The sequence below is a fragment of the Amycolatopsis sp. NPDC098790 genome (genome assembly GCF_044759945.1).
GTDB lineage: Bacteria > Actinomycetota > Actinomycetes > Mycobacteriales > Pseudonocardiaceae > Amycolatopsis.
Genome location: NZ_JBIWAI010000001.1, coordinates 965,261 through 988,963, shown reverse-complemented (window position 1 = coordinate 988,963; position 23,703 = coordinate 965,261). Strand labels below are relative to the sequence as shown.

Below are 23,703 nucleotides of genomic sequence, written 5' to 3'. Positions count from 1 at the left end.
CGGTCAGAAAGCAACGAAAGTCTTGTGACCGCGCTCACGGCGAACCTCGCCGGGCAAGCGAAACGCCCCCGCTCGATGTCCTGAGCAGGGGCGTTTCGATCTTGAGCGGATGACGGGATTCGAACCCGCGACCCTCACCTTGGCAAGGTGATGCGCTACCAGCTGCGCTACATCCGCACTGCGTTGCTGTTGAGGAGAACTCTATACCCTCCTGAAACTGCTCCGATGGGCGGGTCCCGAAGTGCCCTGACCCGGTGCTTCGGTGTCACAGCTGGCGTACAAGGGGTGACGACGGCTGAATCCCTCCGTATGGTGTCCCCATTCGACCGAATGGGGAGACCTTCGGGGAGGAGGTGCCGGGCCGGATGACCGAGCTGGGCACGGTGCCGCCACCAGCGGCCTCGGAATCCGACGAGCAGGCACTGCTGCAACGACTTCGAAACGGCGAGGACGCCGCGTTCGGGGAGCTGTTCGAGCTGCACGCCGCCGCCGTCCGCCGGCTCGCCCAGAGCCTGGCCTCCGACCGGTCCGAAGCCGAGGACATCACCGCGGAGACGTTCTTCCGCGTCCTGCAGGCCCTCCGCCGGGGCGCCGGCCCCCGGGACTACGTCCGCGCCTACCTCCTGACCGTCGCCCGCCGCGTCTCCTGGGAGTGGCACGGCGCCCGCCGCGACGTCCCGGTCTCCGACGACGAGCTGACCTTCCGCGCCGGCGCGGGTGCCGACACGCACGCCCGCACGGCCGAGCACACGCTGATCACGACGGCGTTCACCAGCCTGCCCGAGCGCTGGCGGACCGTCCTGTGGCAGACCGAGGTCGAGGGCGAGCAGCCCGCCATGGTCGCCACCCACTTCGGGCTGAGCGCGAACGCGACCGCGGCCTTGGCCCGGCGTGCCCGTCAGGGCCTGCGCGCGGCGTACTTGCAGGCACACCTTTCGGTGAACCGCGGGCCGGATTCCTGCCGCGCGGTCGTCGAAAAGCTCGGCGGGTTCACCGCGGGCAGCGTCACCGGCGCCGAGGCCGAGCGCATCAAGGCGCACCTGCACGGCTGCTCGTCGTGCCGCGCGACCCAGGACGAGCTGCGCGACGTCTGCTCGTCGCTGCGCGCGCACGCCGGGGTGCTGGTGCTGCTGGTGCCGGCCGCGGGTGCCGCCGCGAGCGGCAGCGGCGTGCTGGCCGGGCTCGGCACGACGATCAAGGGCGTGCTGGTCGGCTCCAAGGTCAAGATCGGGCTCGCGCTGGCGTCGACCGCCGCCGTGGGCGCCGTCGGCGTCGCGGCCGGTCCGGTGCTGTTCGGGCCGACGGCCGTCCAGGACGTCGGGCTGACCGGCGGCGCGCCCGAGCTCGTCGTCGTGCCGCCCGCCGAGTCGCACCACCAGCCGCCGCCGCAGCCGCAGCAGGACCCGCGGATCGGCGTCGGCGTGCTCAACGGCCGCGGCACCGGGGTCAACGTCCCGGCGCGCCAGCGCGCCGGCGGCCGCCAGGTCGCGGCGAACGAGGTGCCGTCCGTGCCGGGCGACGTCCCGGTGGGCGACACCGGCGGCGGCGAGGGGCTCACCCCGCGCGACGACATCACGTCGTCGACCTTCAGCACGCCCGACCACTCGACGTCGCCGCGGCTCGACGAGACGACGAGCCCGCTCATGACCGTCACGACCGAGTCGACCGACACCGGCGTGCCGGAGGACGCGGAGGCGCCCGAGCTGTCGCCGACCGGCCGTCCCAGCTCGCCGCCGTCACCCCCGGGCGAGACGAAGCCCAAGGGTGACGAGACGACGACCACCGAGCCGTCGACGACGGTGACGCCGACCTCCGGAAAACCGTGCCCGAGCAGCGCGTCCGCCGTCACTGGTTCGAGCGGCCCGGCCGAGCCGACCTCGACGGCCCCTGAACAGCAGTGATCAACTTCGCCGGGTGGGATGTCCGGTTCATCCCTCGCGCGGGCGAGCCCGGGCACGGTAACGTTGTCCGTGCTCACCCTGCGGGCGCCCCGGGAGGCAACTGAATGAACCGGCTGGTACGCGGCGAAGACGGCCGCGACTGGGTGGTCCGTGCCCAGATGGAATGGCGCGCACCGGCGACGGCCGACGACTTCGAGCACGACGTCGCGGGCAGCTACGGCCCCGGCATCGCGATGATCGTGGTGACCGCGCTGCTGGCCGTGATCCTGGTCGTGTGGACGCCGAACGAGGTCAACATCCCCGCGTGGGTGCTCCTGGCCCTGCTGCTGGTGGTGCTGTTCTTCCCGCTGCGGTGGATCCTGCGCCGCCCGTGGACGGTGGTCGCGGAGACCGACGGCGACCGCGACCGGCCGTCCGAACGCTGGGTCGGCACGATCCGCGGCATGTTCACCGTGCAGGGCGAGGTCAAGAAGATCTCCAAGACGATCCAGCGGCACTCGCTGCCCGACTTCGACGGGCCGCTGCACCCGGTCGAGTAGCCGGTACCGGAATTCGGCCGAAGGGGTGAAACTGGGAGCATGCCCGAACTGCCCGAGGTCGAAGCGCTGGCGCACCACCTGCGTGAGAACGCGGTCGGCCAGACGATCTTCCGCATCGATGTCGCATCCCTGAGCGTCCTGAAGACGGCGACGCCGCCGTGGACCGACCTGCACGGCCGCGAGATCACCGGCGCGACCCGCCACGGCAAGCACCTCGACGTCATCGCGGGCGACCTGCACCTGGTCGTCCACCTGGCCCGCGCGGGCTGGCTGCGCTGGTCCGACGGCCTCGCCGCGGCGCCGCTCAAGCCGGGCAAGGGCCCGATCTCGCTGCGCGTGCACCTCGAGTCCGCGACCGGTCCCGGCTTCGACCTCACCGAGGCGGGCACGAAGAAGGGCCTCGCGGTGTGGATCGTGAAGGACCCGCAGGAGATCGCGAGCGTCGCGCGCCTCGGCCCGGACGCGCTCTCACTGGACGCGGTTCAGCTGCGCGAGCTGTTCGCCGGCAAGAACACCCGGCTGAAGTGGGCGCTGACCGACCAGTCGCTGATCGCCGGCATCGGCAACGCGTACTCCGACGAGATCATGCACCGCGCGAAGCTCTCCCCGTACGCGACGATCGGCAAGCTCGACGACGGCGCCCTGGAGACCCTGGCCGAGGCGATCGTCGAGATCGAGTCCGACGCCGTCCAGCGCTCGGTGGGCCAGAAGGCCGCGCGCCTGAAGGGCGAGAAGCGCTCGGGCCTGCGCGTCCACGCGCGCACGGGCTTGCCGTGCCCGGTCTGCGGCGACACGATCCGCGAGATCTCGTTCGCGGACAAGTCGTTCCAGTACTGCCCGACGTGCCAGACGGGCGGCAAGCCACTGGCCGACCGCCGGATGTCCCGCCTGCTCAAGTAAAGATTCGCCCGTTCGGCCGCACGTACTGCGCCGCGCGTCGCCGCCAGGGGGTGGGGGCTAGGCGAAACCGCGTTCTTCCTGGCCGTTCGCCGGAAGGAGTGGAACAGCGGGCGCCCTCCGCGTGTTGCGGACAGTGACCGTGCCGGGCCGGTTCCGACTCTCGGTAGGGTTCGCTCCACCCTCGGTCATCACAGTTGGACAGAAAGTGGGATCAGGCCTTGCACCCGGTTGGTCGAGCGCAGAGCATGGACGCCGTGTCCGGGTTTCCGCTTGCGCAGATCGTTCCGTGGGGGCTGGCGGTGCTGCTCGGCATCGCGGTGATCGTGCTGCTCGTGAAACAGCGCAAACCGGCCAGCGTGGTGGAGGACGCCATGCTGCAGGCCGTCCACCGGATGTCGAAGGCCGCCCCGAACCTCCGCTCCGGCCTGGACGAGGACGCCGCCGACAAGATCACCACCCAGCTGCTGCAGATGCTGGACTGCGTCGCCGTCGGGATCACCGACAGCGAGGGCACGCTGCTGTCGTGGGACGGCGAGGCGAACGAGCACTACGTCGACCTCGTCGACGCGATCGGCGCGGCCATCCGCAAGCACCGCCGCGAGGTCGTCGCGCACGACCGGATGCCGTGCAACCACCGCGGCACGTGCCGGATGAAGACCGCCGTCATCGTGCCGCTGCTGGTCGAAGGCGAGACCGAGGCGGCGCTGATCGTCGTCGGCCGCACCCGCGGGCGCCTGGTGCAGATGGCCGACGCCGTCGCCCAGTTCGTCTGCACGCAGTTCGAGCTCGCGCGGCTCGACGAGTCGAAGCACCAGCTCCAGCAGGCCGAGATCAAGGCGCTGCGCGCGCAGATCTCGCCGCACTTCGTCTACAACGCGCTCAACACGATCTCCGCGCTGATCCGCACGGACCCCGAAGAGGCGCGAGAGCTGCTTCAGGACTTCGCCGACTTCACGCGCTACTCGTTCCGGACGTCGGGCATGTTCACCTCGCTGGCCGAGGAGCTGCGCAACATCGACCGCTACCTGACCATCGAGAACGCCCGCTTCGGCGGCCGGCTCGAGGTGCGGATGAAGATCGCGCCCGAGGTGCTCAGCGTCGTCGTGCCGTTCCTGATCATCCAGCCGCTGGTCGAGAACGCGGTCAAGCACGGACTGGCCAGCAAGCCCAGCGGCGGCTGCGTCACGGTGATCGCGCAGGACCACGGCACCGAAGCGCTGATCAGCGTCGAGGACGACGGCATCGGCATGGACCCGCGGCGGCTGCGTGACGTCAAGAACGCGCACAGCACCGGCGCGCACGTCGGGCTCGGCAACATCAGCCAGCGCATGCAGCAGGTCTTCGGCACCGACTACGCGGTGATGGTCGAGACCGCGCCGGGTGCCGGCATGAAGGTGACGCTGCGGGTGCCGAAGTTCGTCCCGGGCGTCCGGCCGAACATGCCGGACTACAGCGCCGACGCCGACGCCGAGGTCCCCGCCCAGGGCGGCCCGGCCCAGCTGAACGGCGCCGAGGTGAACGGCGTCAACGGCACACGGTCGGGCATCCTCCCCATGAGCTGAATCCCGCTAGCCTGACGGTATGAGCGTTACGGACAAGCTGGCTTCGCGGATCCCGGTGCTCGCCGACCGGGTCGAGCGCAAGGACGTCGTGGCCGTGGTGAAGCTGCACGGCGTGATCACGCCGTCGCCGTCGCCGCTGGGCCGGGGCGCGATCAACCTGGCCGCCGTCGAATCGGCCCTGACCAGGGCGTTCGGCCACGACCGGCTGAAGGCGGTCGCGCTGCTGATCAACTCTCCGGGCGGCGCGCCGACGCAGTCCGGCCTGGTCGCCGAGCGGATCCGGCAGCTGGCCGACGAGAAGGGCGTGCCGGTACTGGCGTTCTGCGAGGACGTCGCCGCGTCGGGCGGGTACTGGCTGGCCTGCGCGGCCGACGAGATCTACGCGCACCGCACGTCGATGGTCGGCTCGATCGGCGTGATCAGCGGCGGCTTCGGCTTCACGGGCCTGCTCGAGCGCTTCGGCATCGAGCGCCGCCTGCACACGGCGGGCGCGAACAAGTCGCGCCTCGACCCGTTCTCGCCGGAGAAGCCCGAAGACGTCGAATGGCTGAAGAAGATGCACGCCCAGCTCCACGAGCTGTTCGTGAGCTGGGTCAAGGAACGTCGCGGCGACCGCTTGGTCGACACGGAGGACCTGTTCACGGGCGACGTCTGGCTCGGCGCGAAGGCCGTCGAGCTGGGGCTGATCGACGGGCTGGGCAGCCTCCGCCAGATCGTCACGGACCGCTTCCCGGAGGCGGAGATCTCGGTGGCGGAGCCGAAGAAGGCCCTGCTCGCGCGCCTCGGCATCGGTGCCCCGGCCGCGGCGTCGGCGGTGCTGGAAGCGGTGACGCAGAAGGCGGCCTGGTCCCGCTTCGGCCTCTGAACCCCGCTGTCCGGTTTGAGCACTTCCGGGCAGACTTTGTGACCTGGATCACCCAACCCGCGTAACGCCCCTGGAGTTGCGGTGGGGCGTCGGTTCTCCTTGTGAACGGGCTTTGTTGCGAACGGCAACAAATCCGGTCGACAAGGAGGTCGTACCCGATGCCCCACTCCCGAAGACTCGCCCTAGGTGCCGTCGTCGGCGCCGCGCTCATCACCGTTCCCCTCACCCTGAACGCCGAAGCGTCGATCCCACCGCCCGAGTCCGGCTGGACCACCGTCTTCGCCGACGACTTCACCGGCGGCGCGAACACCCTGCCCGCGAGCTCGAACTGGATCATCGACACCGGTCACGCCTACCCCGGCGGCCCCGGCAACTGGGGCACCGGCGAGATCCAGAACTACACGTCGAGCACCGCCAACCTCGCCCAGGACGGGTCCGGCAACCTCCGCATCACGCCGTTGCGCGACGGCGCCGGCAACTGGACGTCGGCGCGGATCGAGACCCAGCGCACCGACTTCAAGCCGCCCGCCGGCGGCGTCATGCGGATCGAAAGCCGGATCCAGATGCCGAACGTCACCGGCGCGGCCGCGCTCGGCTACTGGCCGGCCTTCTGGGCCCTCGGTGGTCCCTACCGCGGCAACTGGTGGAACTGGCCGGCCATCGGCGAGTTCGACATCATGGAGAACGTCAACGGGATCAACTCCGTCTGGGGCGTCCTGCACTGCGGCGTCAACCCCGGCGGCCCGTGCAACGAGACGACCGGCCTGCCCGCCAACCGCGCCTGCCCGGGCAGCAGCTGCCAGTCGGCATTCCACACCTACCGCTTCGAATGGGACGCGAGCACCAGCCCGCAGGTGTTCCGCTGGTTCGTCGACGGCCAGCAGTTCCACTCGGTGAGCCAGAACCAGGTCGACGCCACGACCTGGGCGAACATGACGACCCACCAGGGCTACTTCGTGTTGCTGAACGTCGCCATCGGCGGCGCGTTCCCCAACAACAACTCCGGCACCACGACGCCGGGGCCGGGGATCGTGCCCGGGCGCCCGATGGTCGTCGACTACGTCACCGTCACCACCCGCGGCGGGACCGGCGGCGGCACGACGACGCCGCCGACCACGACCACTCCGCCCGGCGGCGGGACCAGCGCGTACAGCACCATCCAGGCCGAGTCGTTCAGCCAGCAGTCGGGTTCCATCACCGAGGCCACCACGGACTCCGGCGGCGGCCAGAACCTCGGCGCGCTGGCCAACGGCGACTGGGCGCTGTACCCCAACGTCAACTTCGGGAGCAGCGCGGCGACCAACTTCCAGGCGCGCGTCGCGTCCGGGGCGGCGTCCGGTGTCAGCGGGCTGATCGAGGTGCGGCTGGACAGCCGGTCGAACGCGCCGGTCGGCAGCTTCGCCGTCGGCAACACCGGCGGCTGGCAGAGCTGGCGGACGGTGCCGGCCAACATCGGCGCGGTCACCGGCGTGCACAACGTCTACCTGACGTTCACGAGCGGCCAGCCCGCGGATTTCGTGAACCTCAACTGGTTCACGTTCGTGCATTGAGACGAGGGACCCGCGGCCCCGGCCGCGGGTTCTCCCACATCAGGCAGACGGGGGCTGGACATTGCACTCGGCAATGGGCAGGATGCGTTTCACTGTGAGTGCTCACGATGACACCCGGAAGCTCGTGGTCCTGGCCGTGGACGACGAGCCGAACGGTCTTGACGAACTCGTCCACTGCCTGCGCAACAGCCCGCACGTGGCGAAGGTGTTCCCGGCGATCGACGCGTCCGAGGCGCTGCGGCTGCTGTCCACCGACGACCCGAGGCTACGCGAACGCAAGGACCGCGGCCTGCCGATCGTCGACGCCGTCTTCGCCGACATCGACATGCCCGGCCTGTCCGGCATGGAGATGTCGCGCGTGTTCGCCGCGCTGCGGCCGTCGCCGGCGCTGGTGTTCGTCACCGGCCACGCCGAGGAGGCGGTCAACGCCTTCGACCTCGGCGCGCTGGACTACGTCCTCAAGCCGTACCAGCAGGACCGCCTCGACCGCGCGATCACGCGCGTGATCGACAAGCTGGCCTCGGCCGCCGCGCCCCCGCCCGGCGCCATGGGCGGCGAGCCGGGCGTGAAGAACGACGACGAGGTCATCCCGGTCGAGCTGGCCGGCACCACCAAGCTCATCCCGCGCTCCTCGGTCCGCTGGGTCGAGGCGCAGGGCGACTACGCGCGGCTGTTCACCACCGAAGGCAGCCACCTGGTCCGCATCCCGCTGGCCCAGCTCGAAGAGCGCTGGGAGAAGGCCGGGTTCGTCCGGATCCACCGGTCGTTCCTGGTCGCGCTGCCGCTCATCACCGAGCTGCGCATGGGCCAGGGCGGCTACCAGGTCGTGATCGGCAACGAGGAGAAGGTGCTGCCGGTCAGCAGGCGGCACACCCGGGCGCTGAAGGACCGGCTGGTCGGTTCGGGCCGGAACGGCTGAGCCGGGACCGGTCATGACCGACGACTTCTACGACCGCCGCCCGAACGGCGTGCGCGAGCCCGATCCGACGCTCGGCCGCCGTCCCCGCCAGCGGCCGCTGCCGCAGCCGACGGACCGGGCCGTCGTCGAGTCGCTGCCGCCCGCGCCGGAGGACGAGCCGCCGCCGAAGCCGGAGCACCACGCGAAACCCAAGCGGGAGCGGGTGATCCTCGCCGACCCCCGCCGCGGCTCCGGCACCCTGCGCGCCCGCGTCGAGCTTGAGGAGCAGACCAGCTGGGGGAAGCTGCTCGTCAAGGACCACCTGGTGAAGGTCCAGCTGCGGACGGCGCTGCTGCTGGCCGGGCTCGTCGTCCTCGTGTTCGGCTCGCTGCCGGTGCTGTTCTACCTCGTTCCCGGGTTCTCCCGGTTGAGCGTCGTCGGCATCCCGGTGGCCTGGCTGATCCTCGGCGTGCTGCCCTTTCCGTTCCTGTTCGGCGTCGGGATCTGGTACAACCGGCTGGCCGAGCGCAACGAACGCGCTTTCGTGGACATGATCGAAAACTAGTTTCCGCACGACTCGTGCGAGGATTCCCCCGTGCAGCTGAACCCGTGGGCGTTGACCGGCATAGTGCTGGTCGCCGTGGTGACGTTCTTCCTCGGTCACCGCTCTTCGCGTTCGGCCACGAGCACGCACGACTTCCTGGTGGCCCGGCGGACCGTCCGGTCGCGCCGCAACGCCGCCGCGATCTCCGGTGAGTACCTGTCCGCGGCGTCGTTCCTCGGCATCGCGGGAATCGTGCTCAAGGACGGCGCCGACGCGCTGTGGTTCCCGATCGGCTTCACCGCGGGCTACCTCGCGCTGATGCTCTTCGTCGCCGCGCCGCTGCGCCGCTCCGGCGCGTACACGCTGCCCGACTTCGTCGAAATGCGGCTCGGCTCGAAGGGCCTCCGCCGGTTCTCGACGGGGTTCGTCGTGTTCATCGGGATCCTCTACATGGTCCCGCAGCTGCAGGCCGCCGGTCTGACGCTGGCGACGGTCCTCCCGGTGCCGGTGTGGGCGGGCGCGGTCGCGGTGATGGTCGTGGTGGCGTTCAACGTCATCGCCGGCGGCATGCGCGCGATCACCGTCGTCCAGGCCTTCCAGTACTGGCTCAAGCTGTTCGCGATCGCGGTGCCCGCGTTCGTGCTGTGCATGGTCTTCTTCGCCGGCGGCGGCCCGGACGGCTTCCGCCCGCTCGGCGCGGCCGCCCCGCCGGTGTTCCCCAGCGACACCACAGTGGACGTCCAAACCGACGTCACCCTGCACGTCCGCAGCGACACCTTCCTCTGGGCCTACGGCCGCACCGACAACGGCCCGGCCGCCGGGCCGACGCACTGGACCCCGCTCGCCCCGCACCAGGTTTCCGAAGGCACGAAGCTGAAGTTCCTGGCCGGCACGCCGGTGCCGGTGGTCAGCGACTCGGTCGCCGACAACACCAACTGGCTGCACCCGGCGTCGGGTAGCCTCACCGACCTGCTCCAGACGTACTCGCTGATGTTCGCGACGTTCCTGGGCACCATGGGCCTGCCGCACGTGCTGGTCCGCTTCTACACCAACCCCGACGGCAAGGCCGCGCGCCGCACCACGGTGCACGTCCTGCTGCTGCTCGGCCTGTTCTACCTCTTCCCGACGCTGCTCGGCGCGCTGTCCCGGATGTACGTCCCGGAGCTGCTGGTCACCGGCAAGACGGACGCGGCGATCCTGCGGTTGCCCTCGGCGATGCTGCCGGGGGTCTGGGGCCAGGTCCTCGGCGCGGTGACCGCCGCGGGCGCGTTCGCGGCGTTCCTCTCCAGCACGTCCGGGCTGCTGGTGAGCGTCGCCGGGGTCGTGTCGACCGACCTGCTGCCGGGCCGCGTCCGCGACTTCCGCGTCGCGACCGGGCTGGTCGCGCTGTTCCCGATCGGGCTGGCGGTCGCGCTGCGGCCGGAGGACATCTCGCTGTCGATCGGGCTGACGTTCGCGCTCGCCGCGTCGACGTTCAGCCCGCTGCTGGTGCTGGGCATCTGGTGGCGCAAGCTGTCCTGGCCGGGTGCGCTGGCCGGGATGTTCGTCGGCGGCGGTCTCGTGCTGGCCGCGCTGGTGGTCAACGTCGTGAGCGGCTACACCGGCGGCTGGGCGCCGTGGTTCGTCAACCAGCCGGCGCTGATCACCGTGCCCGCCGCGTTCGTGACGACGTACTTCGTCAGCCGCGTCACCGGGTACGGGCGCCCGGACCACGTGCACGACATCATGCTGCGGCTGCACGCGCCCGATCCGCTCGGGTTCATGCGGGACAGGGCGGTCGCGCGATTCGGACAAGCCGAAGAAAAGACGCGAATCGCCGGGCGCGGTCGGCACCGCAAGTAATGCGCTGACAGTCAGTAAGAAAGTATTACCCGATCGAGGGATTACGAACTACACGTTCGACTCCATACGTTCCGTTGGTTTCTACCAGTACGAGAACCGGGAAGGTGGAGATCGGCTGTGAGCAGCACCGAACACGACGTCGGTGGCACGGAGCCGCAGACCGACTGGGAAAGCATCCAGGGGAGTCCCGAATTCACGGACCTGCGTCGCCGCTTGCGGGTGTTCGTGTTCCCGATGACCGCGCTGTTCCTGCTCTGGTACCTGCTGTACGTGCTCCTCGCCGACTACGCGCACGGGTTCATGAGCACCAAGCTCTTCGGAAACATCACCGTCGGCCTGGTCTTCGGTCTCCTGCAGTTCGTTTCGACGTTCGTCATCACGGGCCTTTACGTCCGCTACGCCAACCGGAAGCTCGATCCGGTCGCCGACGGAATCCGTGCCCGGATCGAAGGGGAGCCTGCCGAATGACACTCGCCGCGGGTGTGGAGGGCAGCAACTCCACCCTCAACATCATCATCTTCCTGGTCTTCGTCGCGATCACGCTGGTGATCGTGTTCCGGGCCAGCCGGAACACCAAGACGGCGTCGGACTACTACGCCGCCGGCCGCGCGTTCACCGGCCCGCAGAACGGCATCGCGATTTCCGGTGACTACCTTTCCGCGGCTTCGTTCCTCGGCATCGCGGGTGCGATCGCGATCAACGGCTACGACGGTTTCCTCTATTCGATCGGCTTCCTGGTCGCGTGGCTCGTCGCGCTGCTGCTGGTCGCGGAACTGCTGCGCAACACCGGCAAGTTCACGATGGGCGACGTGCTGGCGTTCCGGATGAAGCAGACGCCGGTCCGCGCGGCCGCGGCGGTTTCGACGCTGGCCGTGTCGTTCTTCTACCTGCTCGCGCAGATGGCGGGCGCCGGTGGCCTGGTCAACCTGCTGCTCGGCATCTCCGGCGAGGCGGGGCAGGACGTCGTGATCGCCGTCGTCGGCGTGATCATGATCCTGTACGTGCTCATCGGCGGGATGAAGGGCACGACCTGGGTGCAGATCATCAAGGCCGCGCTGCTGATCGTCGGCGCGTTCGCGATGACGCTGTGGGTGCTCGGCAAGTACGGCTTCAACCTCTCCGACCTGTTCCAGGCCGCCGTCGACAAGGGCGGCAAGGGCGGCGCGGCGCTGCTCGACCCGGGCAAGCAGTACGGCAAGACGGGCACGACGAAGCTCGACTTCCTCTCGCTCGGCATCGCGCTGGTGCTCGGCACGGCGGGGCTGCCGCACGTCCTGATGCGCTTCTACACGGTGCCGACTGCGCGCGACGCGCGTCGCTCGGTCGTCTGGGCGATCGTGCTGATCGGCGTGTTCTACCTCTTCACGCTGGTGCTCGGCTACGGCGCGGGCGCGATCGTCGGGCCGGACAAGATCTCCAAGGCGCCCGGGACGACGAACTCGGCGGCTCCGCTGCTGGCCTTGGAACTGGGCGGGCCGGTCCTGCTCGGCTTCATCTCCGCGGTCGCCTTCGCGACGATCCTCGCGGTGGTCGCCGGCCTGACGATCACGGCGTCGGCGTCCTTCGCGCACGACGTCTACGCGAACGTGATCAAGAAGGGCCAGGTCTCGACCGGCGGCGAGGTCCGCGTCGCCCGGATCACCGCGCTGGTGATCGGCGCGCTGGCCATCGCGGGCGGCATCCTGGCGAAGAGCCAGAACGTCGCGTTCCTGGTGGCCTTGGCGTTCGCGGTGGCGGCGTCGGCGAACCTGCCGACGATCCTGTATTCGCTGTTCTGGAAGCGGTTCAACACCCAGGGTGCGTTGTGGTCGATCTACGGCGGCCTGCTGGTCACGATCGTGCTGATCGTGTTCTCGCCGGCGGTCTCGGGCAAGCCGGTGGACGCCAAGACGGGCAAGAGCGCGTCGATGATCCAGGGCGTCGACTTCCATTGGTTCCCGCTCGACAACCCGGGTCTCGTCTCGATCCCGGCCGCGTTCCTGCTCGGCTGGCTCGGCACGGTCCTGTCGAAGGAGCGCAACCCCGCGAAGTACGCCGAGATGGAGGTGCGCGCGCTGACCGGCGCGGGTGCCGAGAAGGCCGTCCAGCACTGACGCTGTGCGGGGGCGTCCACCTCACGCGCGGGCAACGCCCCCGCATGGCAGCATGGAGATCGTGGTGAGCCCTGTTGAACTGCCGACCGCCGAGGTCCGCGACCTGCCCAAGGACGGCCTCGTGCTGCTCGACGTCCGCGAAGACGACGAGTGGGCCGCCGGCCACGCGCCCGGCGCCGTGCACATCCCGATGGGGGAGCTGCCCGCCCGCGTCGGCGAGCTGGCCGACCTGCCCGACGACCAGCCGATCCACGTGATCTGCCGCAGCGGCGGCCGGTCCGCGCGGGCGGCCGCGTGGCTCAACCAGAGCGGCTGGGACGCGGTGAACGTCGCCGGCGGCATGGGCGCGTGGCAGCGCGAAGGCCGGCCGATGGTCGGCGAGCACCCCGGCATCGACCCCGAAGTGATCTAGCCTTGCAGCCGCCTCCGCCTGGGTACTGGCCGCGCCAGGTGCCGCCGCCTTCGGCGCAGCAGCTGCAGGGCCGGACGCTGGCCGCCCAGCCGGAGCCGTACCCGTACCACCGCCGTCCGACGCACCGGCCGAAGCTGCGCTGGGTGGCGACCCCGCCGCCGGGCGCGTGGCCGCGCCGCCGTGTCACGCCGCCCGAGCGGTACTACGGACCGCCGTCGTACCCGGTCCCGCCGCGCTGGGGCTTCCCGAACCTGGTCTGGCGCCGCCCGACGTCCGTGCCCGGCACGGCGTCCGACGAGGTCCGCCCGATCGACCGGGTGCCGGTGCTCAGCCGCAGCCTGATCGGCGTCCTGTTCGCGTTCGCCGTCCTGTCGGTGGTCGCCGCCGGCGCGGAGATCTGGCGGTACGTGCTGCTTGTCGAAGGCCGCGAATCCGCGCTGAACCGCTCGGTGGTGGCGTTCTCCGACGGCTTCGTGCTCACCGCCGGCCTGCTGGCCTCGATCCTCGCGCTGCTGCCCGCCGGGCTGTCGATCTGGTGGCTGCTGGTCGCCCGCCGCGCGGCCGCGGAGGTCTCGGGCGACGACCCGCCGCGGCCCGTGTGGCAGGTGCTCGTCGGCATCCTCGTGCCGGTGGCGAACCTGCCGATGGCGCTGTCGATCGCCGGCGAGCTGGAGCACGCGGTGCTGGGCCGCCCGCGCGACGTCCGGCCGAAGCCGTCGCGGCAGATCGTGGTGTGGTGGGGCGCCTGGCTGCTGAACTGGCTGCTGCTGGGCGCGACGATCGTCTGGCGCTTCGGCGACGACGTGCAGTCGATGGCCGACAGCGTCGTGCTGGTCGCGCTGACCGACCTGGCCGCGGCGCTGCTGGCCGTGACGACCGCCCTGGTCGTGCGGCGGTTCTCGGCCCTGCTGGCGCCGTCGGACGCGCGGGCCGTGCGCTCGATGCGCGTGCTGAAGGTGACGGACGCCCCGGAGCCCGAGCTGCGCACCGCACGCCCCGCCGGCGCGGCGCGCTAGTACCCGCCCAGCACCGGTTCCAGCTGGTCGAACGCCGTTTCCGCGGCCGGCCACACGGCGTCGACGACCTTGTCCTTCGGCTGGTCGTCGAGGATCCGGTCGAAGACCTCTTCGAAGAGCACCCGCAGCACCGTCGCCAGGTGCGCGGCGGCGAGCCGCGGCTTGAGGCCGTCGTCCGGGTGCCGCCGGGACAGCAGGTCCTTGAGGGTCGCTTCGCGCTCGCGGTGGAGCTCGTGCAGCGCGTTCGTGAGGATCGGGCTCTGCTGGATCATGCGGGCGAACCCCGGACCCGAGAAGCCGACCAGGGCGTGCTGGGCGTCCAGGGCCTCGAAGTAGAGCTCGCGGGTGTCGTGGAAGACGCTGTCGTGGATCAGCGTCGTGGGCCAGGCCGTGAAGTCCGCGCGGATGTCGAAGACCAGGTCTTCCTTGCGCGGGAAGTGGTTGGTCACGGTCATCTTGGCGACCCGCGCCTCGGCGGCGATCTCCGCGATCGTCACGTCCTCGAAGCCTTCGCGGATGAACAGCTTCGTCGCGACGTCCGAGATGTTCTTCCTGGTCTCGTGCTTCTTCTGGGCACGGAGTCCCTCACTCATGACGTCACCCTACTGGGTCGGACCCAAGTTTGTGCTTGACCCAGTCGGTGGGTCGGACCTAATCTGAGGTTCGACCTAATCTTCTGGGGGTGGATGTGACTCCGACAGCGGCTCGTCCCGACGCGGCGCTGTGGCGGCTCGGCGGCGTCCTGATCATGGGCGCGGTGCTGTCGATCCTCGACGCGACGATCGTGACCGTCGGGATCGACTCGATCGCCCGTGACCTGGGCAGTCCGGTGACGACGGTGCAGTGGGTGGCCAGCGCGTACCTGCTCGCGGCCGCGGCGGCGATCCCGCTGTCGGGCTGGCTGACCGACCGCTTCGGCGGCCGCGCAGTGTGGCTCACGGCGGTGGCGATCTTCACGGCGGGCACGCTGCTGTGCGGCTTCGCGTGGTCGGCACCGGCGCTGATCGCGTTCCGGGTGCTGCACGGTCTGGGTGGCGGGCTGATGCAGCCGGTCGGCCAAGCCGTGTTCGCCCAGGCAGCGGGGCCGGCGCTGGGTCGGATGATCGGCGTGGTGACGCTGCCGGCGACGGTGGCCCCGGTCCTCGGCCCGCTGCTGGGCGGCGCCCTGGTGGCGGACTTCGGCTGGCGCTGGATGTTCTTCGGGGTGGTCCCGCTGGGCGTGGCGACGTTCGTCGTCGCGCGCTCGGTGTTGCCGGCCCCTTCTTCGCGCAGTGTCCGCGTGCCGTTGGATGTCCGCGGGATCTTGCTGCTGTCGCCCGGTCTCGCCGCGTTCGTCTACGGCTTGGCGTCGAATGTGACTGTCGCTTGGGCAGCCGGAGCCGTACTGCTGCTGGCCTACGGTGTCCACGCGTCCCGGACGCCGTCGCCGGTGCTCGACCTGGAGTTGTTTCGGGACAAGGGTTTCCGGGTGGCTTCGATCAGCACGTTCCTGCTGGGCGCGTCGCTGTACAGCTCGATGTTGCTGCTGCCGCTGTACTACGAGCAGGTGGCGCACGCGAGCCCGTGGGAAGCGGGGTTGCTGCTGGCACCCCAGGCCGTCGGCTCAGCCGCGGTCCTCCTGGCGGGCGGCCGCCTCCTGGCCCGCTTCGGCCCCCGCCGGATGATGCTGGCCGGCATCGGGTTGTCCCTGCTCGGGACGATCGCGTTCACCCAGCTCGGCTCAGCACCGAGCGGAGTGCTGCTGACGCTGTCGTTGTTGATCCGCGGCGCCGGCCTGGGCGCGGCAACCGCACCCGGCATGACGACGCTGTACGGCTCGCTGGAGCGGTCCCGCATCCCCCGGGCGGCGAGCGCGTTCAACGTGCTCAACCGCGTCGGCGGCTCGCTGGGAACGGCGTTGCTGGCGGCGATCCTCCACAGTTCGACATCGCCACTGCCCACGGCATTCGCGACGACGTTCACCTGGTCGCTGGCACTGTCCGCGCTGACTCTCCTTCCCGCTGCGTTCTTCCCTTCGAGGAGTGTTCGATGACTTTCCGTCTCTTGAGCGTCCACGCCCACCCGGACGACGAGTCCAGCAAGGGCGCGGCCACACTGGCCCGCTACGCGGCCGAGGGCGCCGACGTCCTGGTGGCCACGTGCACGGGCGGCGAACGCGGCGACATCCTCAACCCGGCGATGAACACCCCGGAGAACCTCGCCGACCTCCCGGCGATCCGCCGCCGCGAGATGGCGGCGGCAGCCGAGATCCTGGGCGTCCGCCAACGTTTCCTCGGCATGACCGACTCCGGCCTGCCCGCCGAGGGTTCACCGCTGCCGGACGGTTGCTTCGCCGCCCTGCCGCTGTCAGTGGCTGCGGAGCCATTGGTGGCGCTGATCCGCGAGTTCCGCCCGCACGTGGTGATCACGTACGACGAAACTGGCGGCTACCCCCACCCGGACCACATCCGCACGCACGAGGTGACGCTGGAGGCGTTCACGGCAGCGGCCGACCCCGACCGCTACCCCGGCACCGGCGACCCGTGGCAACCGCAGAAGCTGTACTACCAGGCAACGCTGAGCCGAGCCTGGTTCCAAGCCCTCCACGACGCGACCCTGGCAGCCGGCCTGGAGTCGGCAATGGGAGAAGTCCTTTCCGAACTCCCCACGGCCCCACCGTTCCCGATCACGACCAAGATCCGCTGCGAGCAGTACTTCGCCACCCGCGACCAAGCCCTCCTGGCCCACCGAACCCAGGTCGACCCAGCCCACCCGTTCTTCGCCCATTCACGCGAGATCGAACAAAAAGTCTGGCCCCACGAGGACTACCACCTGGCCCACCCGGCCCCTCGCCTCGAACTCGAAGACGACCTCTTCACCGGAGTCAGGCTGTGACTCGCAGCTCCCGAATCACGGACTCCGCCCGCCGCGCCGAGTCTCGGCCAGCCGCAGCCCCATCTGCTTGCCAGCTGGGGTGCTCAAAGCCACGGCGCTCCCGTCCACCCTTTGCGCCCGAGCCCACGCAAGGTCACGGAAGGTCCCGGCCCGGCTCAACCAGTGACCCGAAGCTCCCGCAGCCCGCGAATGACGAATTCCGGTTGTGGCGGGGTCTCGGCCCACCACAGCCCGCCAACTTGCCAGCTGGCAGGGCAGCTGGCGGTTGATGACCGGTCCCCGGGTTGGCCAGCTCGGCGCGACAGGACGGCTGCCGGTCAATGACCGGCCGCCGGAGTGGTCCGCTCACGCGCGGCAGCGCAACTGCCGCCCGGTGGCCAACCACGGGAGCGGCCGGCCGGGCACAGCAGGGCGGCCGCCATCCGGCGGTGGGCCGCCGAGGTGGCTAGCTGGGCGCGGCGGCCGCTACCGCCCGCCAACGGCGGTCGCCCCAAGGGCGCGGCGGAGCAATCGCCGCGTGGTGGCGTCGCTCAAGCCGCGTCCGGGTCCAGCGAGGCCGCCGCCTGGTGGAGCGGCGGCCGCTGGGTCAGCGGAGGGTGAGCTGGCGGCCGATGAGGCCGTCGCGGGCTCGGCGCTCCGCTGCGTTCAGCGGCTCCGTGTCCAGGGACTTCAGCGCCGTCTCGAGGCGGGTGCCCAGGGCTTCCTTGGCCTCGGCCCACTCGCGGGCGTGGGCCTCCGGGTCGAGATCCCACACCGGGACCAGGAGGCCGTGCGCGCGGAACGAACCCGCGTAGCGCGAGCCCTCTCCCAGACCGAGCTCGCCGGCCGCGGACAGGCGGGCCAGGGCCTGGAGCAGCAGGTTCTCCGGCTCCGGGCGGACCCAGCGCAGGTGCGCCTTCTCGCCGGCCAGCACCCAGTACGCGCCCGAGCCGAGGCGCTCGGTCGGCATGATCGCCGCGTTCGCGCGCTCGAGGGAGACCGCTACGTCGCCGGTGGCGTCCGCGTCCTCCGGGAGCCACCAGGCGAAGTCCTTGTGCAGCGTCACGTCGAGCTCGGCGCCCGGCGTCAGCAGGTCCTGGAGGCGGGCGTGCTCGTCGGCGGACGGCGGGGTTGTCGTGTCCGGCACGCCGAGGACGTCGCCCTCCTTCGCGTCCAGCAGCCACTTCAGCGAGCGGCCGAGGTCGCGGCTGATGTCGGACGAGCGCGTCTGCACCTGGAGGCCGAGGTAGCGCTCGCCGTCGGAGCGGACGAACGCGGCCGCGGCCATCGGCAGGACCGTGCCGAGGGTGACGTCGCCGCCGTCGGCGAGGGTCAGCTTGGCCGTCGCGGACGGGACGAACTCGCGCAGCGCGATCAGCTCGGGCTCCGCCACCAGTCCCTCGAACGGCTGGCCGACGAAGACGTCGCGCACCTTCGGCTTGCGGTCCGACGCCTGCTTGGGACCCTTCTTGCGCGCGCCCTTGCCCACTGCTGCCTCCTCTGGCTCGGCTTGGAACGCTATCGAAGGGTTAGTCTCGCGACGTGTTCGACCCCCGCGATCCCGCGTTCCTGGAAGACCCGTACCCGGCGTTCGCCGCGCTCCGCGCCGAAGGCGACGTCCACCACCACGAGGGGCTCGGCCTCGCCGTGGCGGTGTCGCACGCCGCGGCGTCGGCGGTGCTGCGCCACCGCGGCCTGGGCCGGATCTGGCAGGACGCGCAGCCGCTCGAACGGTTCGCGTCGTTCAACCTGCTGCACCGCAACTCGCTGCTGGAGAACGAACCGCCGGCGCACACGCGGCTCCGGCGGCTGATCGCGGGCGCGTTCGGCCGCGGCCACGTTCAGCGGTTGCGTCCCATGGTCGGGACACTCGCCACCCGGATGGTCGACGACCTGGCGGCCGCCATCGCCGCCGACGGCAGCGCGGACCTCCTCGAGCACCTCGCCCAGCCGCTGCCGGTCGCGGTGATCGCCGAACTGCTGGGCGTCCCCGGCACGGACGGGCCGCGGATGGTCGAGCTGTCGAACGCGATCGTGAAGATGTACGAGTACGGCCTGCCCGAGGAGGGCCGCGACGCCGCCGAGCGGGCGGCCGCCGAGTTCGTGTCGTACATCCGATCGGTGGCGGACGAGCGTGCTTCGTCGCCGGGGGACGACATCATCAGCGACCTGCTGCGCAGCGAGCTGACGCCGGACGAGCTGGTCGCGACCGCGGTCCTGCTGCTGATGGCGGGCCACGAGGCGACGGTCAACGTGCTCGGCAACGGCATCACCGCGCTGCTCACCCATCGCGATCAGTGGGAACGGCTGGTGACGACGCCTTCCTTGCTGGACTCGTGCGTCGAGGAGCTGATCCGGTTCGACGCGCCGCTGCAGCTGTTCGAGCGGACGGCGACCGAGGACGTGTCGATTTGCGGGTTCGAGGTGCCGCGCGGGCAGAAGATCGGCGCGCTGCTGGGTGCGGCGGCGCGGGACCCGGAGGTGTTCGACGAGCCGGACCGGCTCGACATCGGCCGGACGCCGAACGCACACCTCGGGTTCGGGCCGGGGATTCACTACTGCGTGGGTGCTCCTCTCGCTCGGGTGGAGATCGCTGCCGCGTTGAGCGCGTTGACGGAGAAGCTGCCGGGGCTGCGGTTGGCCGAGACCCCGCCGCGGCGGCCGGAGTTCGTGATCCGGGGGCTGCGGGAGCTTCGAGTCACTGTCTGAGCGGGCCCCGTCGGAAAGCACCGAACCACCGGCCCGTCCCGCTCACCGGTAACCGCCTCGATGAGCGTTCAACCAGCACTTATGTGGCGCACCAGACACCGCCACCGGAACCCCGCGGTGGGACGATTCTCCGCGTGATACTCCACATCTGCGGGGCGGCCGACTGGGCCGAAGTGGGCGAAGGCGGCGAGTACCGGCCGCCGTCACTGGGGGACGTCGGGTTCGTGCACTGCTCCGACTTCGGGACCGCGCACCTGCCCGCCAACGCGCTCTACCGGGGCCGCACCGATCTGGTGCTGCTCGAGATCGACCCGGACAAGCTCGACGTGCCCGTCCGGTGGGAAGACGGCGAACCGCCGCATCCCGCCGGCGTCTGGTTCCCGCACGTCTACGGGCCGATCCCGCACTCCGCTGTCGCCGGGGTGCACGAATTCACCGAAACCGCCGACGGTGGCTTCCGGCTGCCCGACGCGCTCGCCCGCCGCTGAGGTGGGCAACTCATCACCCGCCCGGACGTCTCCGAAATCGGGCGGGAACGCGGGCAACCTGAGGGGGCTGTGATGCGTGTTGGGGAGGAAAGCGGCTCAACCCCGATGGGAGGCGATACGGTGACGGCTGCGGCACCCGTCTTCACCGGGGGAGATACCTGGGTGACCAGCGCAGGCCGAGGGAGGGCCGCGACGTTGCCGGTCGAGTTCACCGACTTCGGCGACTTCGTGCAGGCCACCCTGCCGGGGCTGCTGCGGTACGGCCACGCGCTCACCGGCAACCCGCACGACGCCGCGGACCTGGTCCAGACCGTGCTCGAAAAGATGGGTTCGCGCTGGACCTACGTGCACGAGAAGACCGGCGACCCGCTGGCCTACGTGCGCCGGTCGATGGCGAACGCGCACGTCAGCCGGTGGCGGCGGACGCGGCGCGAGAACCTCGTCGCCGATCTGCCGGACACCAGCCCGCACGTGCCGGACGACCCGTTCGAGCACGAGCCGCTGTGGCGCGCGTTACGAACGCTGCCGCCGAGACAACGGGCCGTCATGGTCCTGCGTTACTACGAAGGTCTGTCCGAAGCGGAGATCGCCGGCGCCCTCGGGGTCACGCAGGGGACCGTCAAGAGCCAGGCCAGCAAGGCGATCGCGTCGCTGCGGATGAAACTCACCGCGGCCGACATCCAAGGCGAAGGGAGTGACGCGGGTTGAACATCTCCGAGGACGAGCTGGAGCAGCGCCTGCGCGCGCTGTTCGCCGACGAGCGGCTGGACCTGCCGCCGCCGCCGGACGCTCGTACGGCCATCGTCTCCGGTGCGCGTCGGCGACGACGCCGCCGCCAGGGCGTCCTGGCCGCGACCGGGGTCGCCGCTGCCGTCGTCGCCGTCTCGGGCGGGCTCACCATGGTCCGCCTCCACGGCGAGGACGGCACCGCCGTGATGTCCGCCGACGGCTCGTCCATCAGCGTCAAGCCGCCCGAGAACCTCACGGCGGGCCGGCAACCCGACCCCTCGGTCCCGGGTCCGACCAGCACCCAGGACATCCACGCTTCCGTGCCGCCCCAATCGCCGACGTCGAAGGCTTCCCGGCCGCCGTCGGCCCAGCCGTCGTCCAAGCTGCCGCCCGTGCTCAGCGGGCCCCGGCTCGACCCGGACGGCTTCGGCACCCTCAAGCTCGGCATGTCCGAGACCCAGATCGCCGCGCAGGGCATCACGCTCAGCGACGCGCAGGCCGGCGGCAGCTGCACCGTCTACACCGCGCAAGGCGGCGGCGTGCCCGCGGCCGCGACCGTGGTGGTCTCGAAGGCGCTCGGGGTCGCGGTCGTCACCCCCGCGCAGGCGGCGCACACCGCCGAGGGCATCGGCGCCGGGTCGACCAAGGACCAGGTGCTCGCGGCCTACCCCGGGGCCAAGGACGAAACGGGTGGCGTCGTCGCGCCGGTCACCACCGGCACCGACTTCCACTTCCGGCTCGGCGACTCCGGGGTCGTGCAGACCAGCGTCGCGAGCGTCAACCAGGACTGCGCCGGCTGAACCGCCGGCCGCATGCGAAAACCCGGGCTGTCCACAGGGGGAGAGCCCGGGTTTTCGTTTCTCCGAAGTACTACAGGGCCCCGCCGGCCACCGGCGGCATCCCGGAGTCGCGGCCGCCGTCGCCGACGGACTCGCGGTACAGGTGGTTCTCGACCTCGAACAGGTTGCCGTTCGCGCGCTTGACGACGTTCAGCAGCGTGTTCATCTGCGAGATCTCTTCGACCTGCTCCTTGAGGAACCACTGCGTGAACTGCTCGCTGATGTAGTCCTCTTCGGCGCGCGCGGCCTTGGCCATCGCGGAGATGTCGGTCGCGACTTCCTTCTCCTGCTCGAGCGCGAGCTCGATGACTTCGGTGACGCCGGAGAACTCGTTGCGCACTTCGCCCGTGCCGGGGATCTCGACGTGGTGGTCGCGATCGAGCATGTACTGCACGAGCGCCATCGCGTGGTTGCGCTCTTCGACGGACTGCTTGTAGAAGTGCTTCGCCAGCTGCGGCAGGTCCTCGGCGTCGAACCACACCGCGAGCGCGATGTACTGCTGGGACGCGTTGAACTCGTTGTGGATCTGCGCCTGCAGCAGTTCGAAGAACTTCGAGCGCGGTTCTTTCTTCTTGGTGAGGGCCATGCAGAACAGAATAGGTCAAGTTTGGCGCAAATGCCACTCGGGGGTGGTGATCTCGACCCTATTAGGGTTACCATTCCTAAAGAAGACGAACCTTATTTAAGTAAGCCTTCCCTAAATGCGTACGGCAATTTAGGGAAGGCTCACTTCATTTACTTCAGCGGTTCGCGGCGGATCGGGCACGACATGCACCGCGGCCCGCCCCGCCCGGAGCCCAGCTCCGAGCCGGCGATCGGCAGCACCTCGATGCCCGCCGCCTCGAGACGCTCGTTCGTCTCGACGTTCCGCTCGTAGCCCACGACCACGCCCGGCGCCAGCGCGAGCGTGTTGTTGCCGTCGTCCCACTGCTCGCGCTCGGCGGTCACCGGGTCGAGGCCGGTGTCGATGACGCGCAGCCGGTCGATCTCCATCGCTTCCGCCGCGGCGGCCAGGAACGGCGCCGGGCCGGCCACCTTGACGCCGCCGTCGCCGGTCGGGCGCAGCGTGAACGCCGTCAGCGAGTCGCGCGCGAGCGGGTACATCACCACGGCGTCGGCGTCGACCATCGTGCACACCGTGTCCAGGTGCATGGTCGCGCGGGACTGCTCGATCGGCACCGCCAGCACGGTGTGCGCGATGCCGTCGGCGAACACCGACCGCGCGAGCGACTCCGCGCCGGCCGCCGTCGTCCGCTCGCCGACGCCGATGGCGAGCACACCGGGCGCCAGCAGCATCACGTCGCCGCCCTCGATCGGCGCCGAATGGGCGCCGTACGCGCGGGCCGCGTGCCGGAAGTACGGGTGGTAGGCGTAGATCAGGTCGAGCACCGCGGTCTCGCGGCGACGCGCCGGCATGGTCAGCGACGAGATCGCCACCCGATCGGCGATCCATGCCGACGAGTCGCGCGTGAACAGCAGGTTCGGCAGCGGGTCGACGGCGAAGCCGTGCGGGTGGTTCATCATCCGCACCAGCGACGCGCCCTCCGCGGACGGCAGCTCCTCGAACGTCATCCCGGCCATCAGCACCTCGGCCAGACCGGCCGAGGAAACGCCGGAGAGGTGCGACCGCAGCGAGTCGGCGAGGTCGCCGCCGAGGCGCCGGTCGTCGACCGCCGCGTGCACGCCCGCCGCGTGGGCGCGGTCGTCCTCCAGCGCCGTGCGCAGGGCGTCGGCCAGCAGCAGCACCTCGACGCCGCGGCTGCGCAGCACCTCGGCGAACGCGTCGTGCTCGGCCTGGGCCCGGTCGACCCACGGGATCGAGTCGAACAGGAGCTGGTCGTTGTTGCGGGGCGTCAGCCTCTTGAGCTCGTTGCCGGGCCGGTGCAGCAGCACCGCGCGCAGGGGTCCGACTTCGCTGTCCACCCGGGGAGGTGCCGTTTCGTCGATCACCACCCGAGCTTAG

The 23,703-nt window shown here is 70.6% G+C and carries 23 protein-coding genes and 1 tRNA gene; 19 read left to right on the top strand and 5 right to left on the bottom strand.

Going from position 1 to position 23,703, the window contains the following annotated elements:
- Positions 1–104 precede the first annotated feature (104 nt).
- Positions 105–177 (bottom strand) — tRNA-Gly (locus ACIQWX_RS05000).
- Positions 178–365: 188 nt separating this feature from the next.
- On the opposite strand from ACIQWX_RS05000, the gene ACIQWX_RS04995 reads away from it, so the two are divergent.
- From ACIQWX_RS04995 to ACIQWX_RS04935, 13 genes are all read left to right on the top strand, one after another.
- Positions 366–1,901 (top strand): sigma-70 family RNA polymerase sigma factor, encoded by a 1,536-nt coding sequence (locus ACIQWX_RS04995; RefSeq protein ID WP_400865699.1) that lies wholly within the window; start codon positions 366–368, stop codon positions 1,899–1,901.
- A gap of 104 nt (positions 1,902–2,005) precedes the next feature.
- Positions 2,006–2,440: a DUF983 domain-containing protein gene (locus tag ACIQWX_RS04990; protein WP_086677814.1), complete on the top strand. Its 435-nt coding sequence runs from the start codon at positions 2,006–2,008 to the stop codon at positions 2,438–2,440.
- A 39-nt stretch (positions 2,441–2,479) separates the two neighbouring features.
- Positions 2,480–3,340, top strand: a complete 861-nt coding sequence (locus ACIQWX_RS04985) for an Fpg/Nei family DNA glycosylase (protein WP_400865695.1) — start codon at positions 2,480–2,482, stop codon at positions 3,338–3,340.
- Positions 3,341–3,585: 245 nt separating this feature from the next.
- Positions 3,586–4,902 carry a histidine kinase gene (locus ACIQWX_RS04980; RefSeq protein ID WP_400865692.1) on the top strand — a complete coding sequence of 439 codons (1,317 nt, stop codon included), beginning with the start codon at positions 3,586–3,588 and terminating at the stop codon, positions 4,900–4,902.
- Between the two features lie 19 nt (positions 4,903–4,921).
- Positions 4,922–5,767 (top strand): S49 family peptidase, encoded by an 846-nt coding sequence (locus ACIQWX_RS04975; RefSeq protein WP_400865690.1) that lies wholly within the window; start codon positions 4,922–4,924, stop codon positions 5,765–5,767.
- A gap of 158 nt (positions 5,768–5,925) precedes the next feature.
- Positions 5,926–7,317 (top strand): glycoside hydrolase family 16 protein, encoded by a 1,392-nt coding sequence (locus ACIQWX_RS04970; RefSeq protein WP_400865687.1) that lies wholly within the window; start codon positions 5,926–5,928, stop codon positions 7,315–7,317.
- An 82-nt stretch (positions 7,318–7,399) separates the two neighbouring features.
- Entirely contained in the window at positions 7,400–8,236 is an 837-nt protein-coding gene (locus tag ACIQWX_RS04965; RefSeq protein ID WP_400865685.1) for a LytR/AlgR family response regulator transcription factor, read from the top strand.
- Positions 8,237–8,249: 13 nt separating this feature from the next.
- The gene (locus ACIQWX_RS04960) at positions 8,250–8,780 is read left to right on the top strand and encodes a hypothetical protein (protein WP_400865682.1); all 531 of its coding nucleotides are present in this window, start codon (positions 8,250–8,252) and stop codon (positions 8,778–8,780) included.
- Between the two features lie 30 nt (positions 8,781–8,810).
- Positions 8,811–10,601: a cation acetate symporter gene (locus tag ACIQWX_RS04955; protein WP_400865679.1), complete on the top strand. Its 1,791-nt coding sequence runs from the start codon at positions 8,811–8,813 to the stop codon at positions 10,599–10,601.
- Between the two features lie 117 nt (positions 10,602–10,718).
- On the top strand, positions 10,719–11,069 hold the full coding sequence (locus ACIQWX_RS04950; RefSeq protein WP_400865676.1) for a DUF485 domain-containing protein: 351 nt from the start codon (positions 10,719–10,721) through the stop codon (positions 11,067–11,069).
- Positions 11,066–12,694 carry a cation acetate symporter gene (locus ACIQWX_RS04945; protein ID WP_400865673.1) on the top strand — a complete coding sequence of 543 codons (1,629 nt, stop codon included), beginning with the start codon at positions 11,066–11,068 and terminating at the stop codon, positions 12,692–12,694. The genes ACIQWX_RS04950 and ACIQWX_RS04945 overlap by 4 nt, the downstream gene beginning before the upstream one ends.
- Positions 12,695–12,746: 52 nt before the next feature.
- Positions 12,747–13,106 carry a rhodanese-like domain-containing protein gene (locus ACIQWX_RS04940; RefSeq protein WP_400865670.1) on the top strand — a complete coding sequence of 120 codons (360 nt, stop codon included), beginning with the start codon at positions 12,747–12,749 and terminating at the stop codon, positions 13,104–13,106.
- Between the two features lie 2 nt (positions 13,107–13,108).
- Positions 13,109–14,122, top strand: coding sequence for a DUF4328 domain-containing protein (locus ACIQWX_RS04935; RefSeq protein ID WP_400865667.1), 1,014 nt, complete (start codon positions 13,109–13,111; stop codon positions 14,120–14,122).
- Here the strand turns inward: ACIQWX_RS04935 and ACIQWX_RS04930 are convergent.
- A complete protein-coding gene (locus ACIQWX_RS04930) occupies positions 14,119–14,715 on the bottom strand; it encodes a TetR/AcrR family transcriptional regulator (protein ID WP_400865664.1) in 597 nt (198 codons plus the stop codon). The two genes, ACIQWX_RS04935 and ACIQWX_RS04930, sit on opposite strands and share 4 nt — an antisense overlap.
- An 89-nt stretch (positions 14,716–14,804) precedes the next feature.
- On the opposite strand from ACIQWX_RS04930, the gene ACIQWX_RS04925 reads away from it, so the two are divergent.
- Positions 14,805–16,154 (top strand): DHA2 family efflux MFS transporter permease subunit, encoded by a 1,350-nt coding sequence (locus ACIQWX_RS04925; RefSeq protein ID WP_400865661.1) that lies wholly within the window; start codon positions 14,805–14,807, stop codon positions 16,152–16,154.
- Positions 16,151–16,996, top strand: coding sequence for a mycothiol conjugate amidase Mca (mca, locus tag ACIQWX_RS04920; protein WP_400865658.1), 846 nt, complete (start codon positions 16,151–16,153; stop codon positions 16,994–16,996). The genes ACIQWX_RS04925 and mca overlap by 4 nt, the downstream gene beginning before the upstream one ends.
- A 586-nt stretch (positions 16,997–17,582) precedes the next feature.
- Here mca and ACIQWX_RS04915 read toward each other — a convergent pair.
- Complete coding sequence (locus ACIQWX_RS04915; protein ID WP_400865655.1) at positions 17,583–18,464, bottom strand: DUF5926 family protein; 882 nt, start codon at positions 18,462–18,464, stop codon at positions 17,583–17,585.
- 53 nt (positions 18,465–18,517) lie between these two features.
- Here ACIQWX_RS04915 and ACIQWX_RS04910 point away from each other — a divergent pair, with 53 nt between their 5' ends.
- The 4 genes from ACIQWX_RS04910 to ACIQWX_RS04895 all read left to right on the top strand — a co-directional run bounded on the left by ACIQWX_RS04910 (position 18,518) and on the right by ACIQWX_RS04895 (position 21,701).
- On the top strand, positions 18,518–19,684 hold the full coding sequence (locus ACIQWX_RS04910) for a cytochrome P450 (protein ID WP_400865652.1): 1,167 nt from the start codon (positions 18,518–18,520) through the stop codon (positions 19,682–19,684).
- A 134-nt stretch (positions 19,685–19,818) separates the two neighbouring features.
- Positions 19,819–20,172, top strand: coding sequence for a DUF952 domain-containing protein (locus ACIQWX_RS04905; RefSeq protein ID WP_400865650.1), 354 nt, complete (start codon positions 19,819–19,821; stop codon positions 20,170–20,172).
- Positions 20,173–20,367: 195 nt separating this feature from the next.
- Positions 20,368–20,880 (top strand): SigE family RNA polymerase sigma factor, encoded by a 513-nt coding sequence (locus ACIQWX_RS04900; RefSeq protein WP_400869400.1) that lies wholly within the window; start codon positions 20,368–20,370, stop codon positions 20,878–20,880.
- Entirely contained in the window at positions 20,877–21,701 is an 825-nt protein-coding gene (locus ACIQWX_RS04895; RefSeq protein ID WP_400865647.1) for a hypothetical protein, read from the top strand. The genes ACIQWX_RS04900 and ACIQWX_RS04895 overlap by 4 nt, the downstream gene beginning before the upstream one ends.
- Before the next feature lie 70 nt (positions 21,702–21,771).
- On the opposite strand, the gene ACIQWX_RS04890 is transcribed toward ACIQWX_RS04895, so the two are convergent.
- Together ACIQWX_RS04890 and ACIQWX_RS04885 are read right to left on the bottom strand one after the other, a co-directional pair.
- Positions 21,772–22,326 carry a ferritin gene (locus tag ACIQWX_RS04890; RefSeq protein WP_400865644.1) on the bottom strand — a complete coding sequence of 185 codons (555 nt, stop codon included), beginning with the start codon at positions 22,324–22,326 and terminating at the stop codon, positions 21,772–21,774.
- A 149-nt stretch (positions 22,327–22,475) separates the two neighbouring features.
- On the bottom strand, positions 22,476–23,663 hold the full coding sequence (locus ACIQWX_RS04885) for an arginine deiminase (protein WP_400869398.1): 1,188 nt from the start codon (positions 23,661–23,663) through the stop codon (positions 22,476–22,478).
- Between the last annotated feature and the right edge of the window lie 40 nt (positions 23,664–23,703).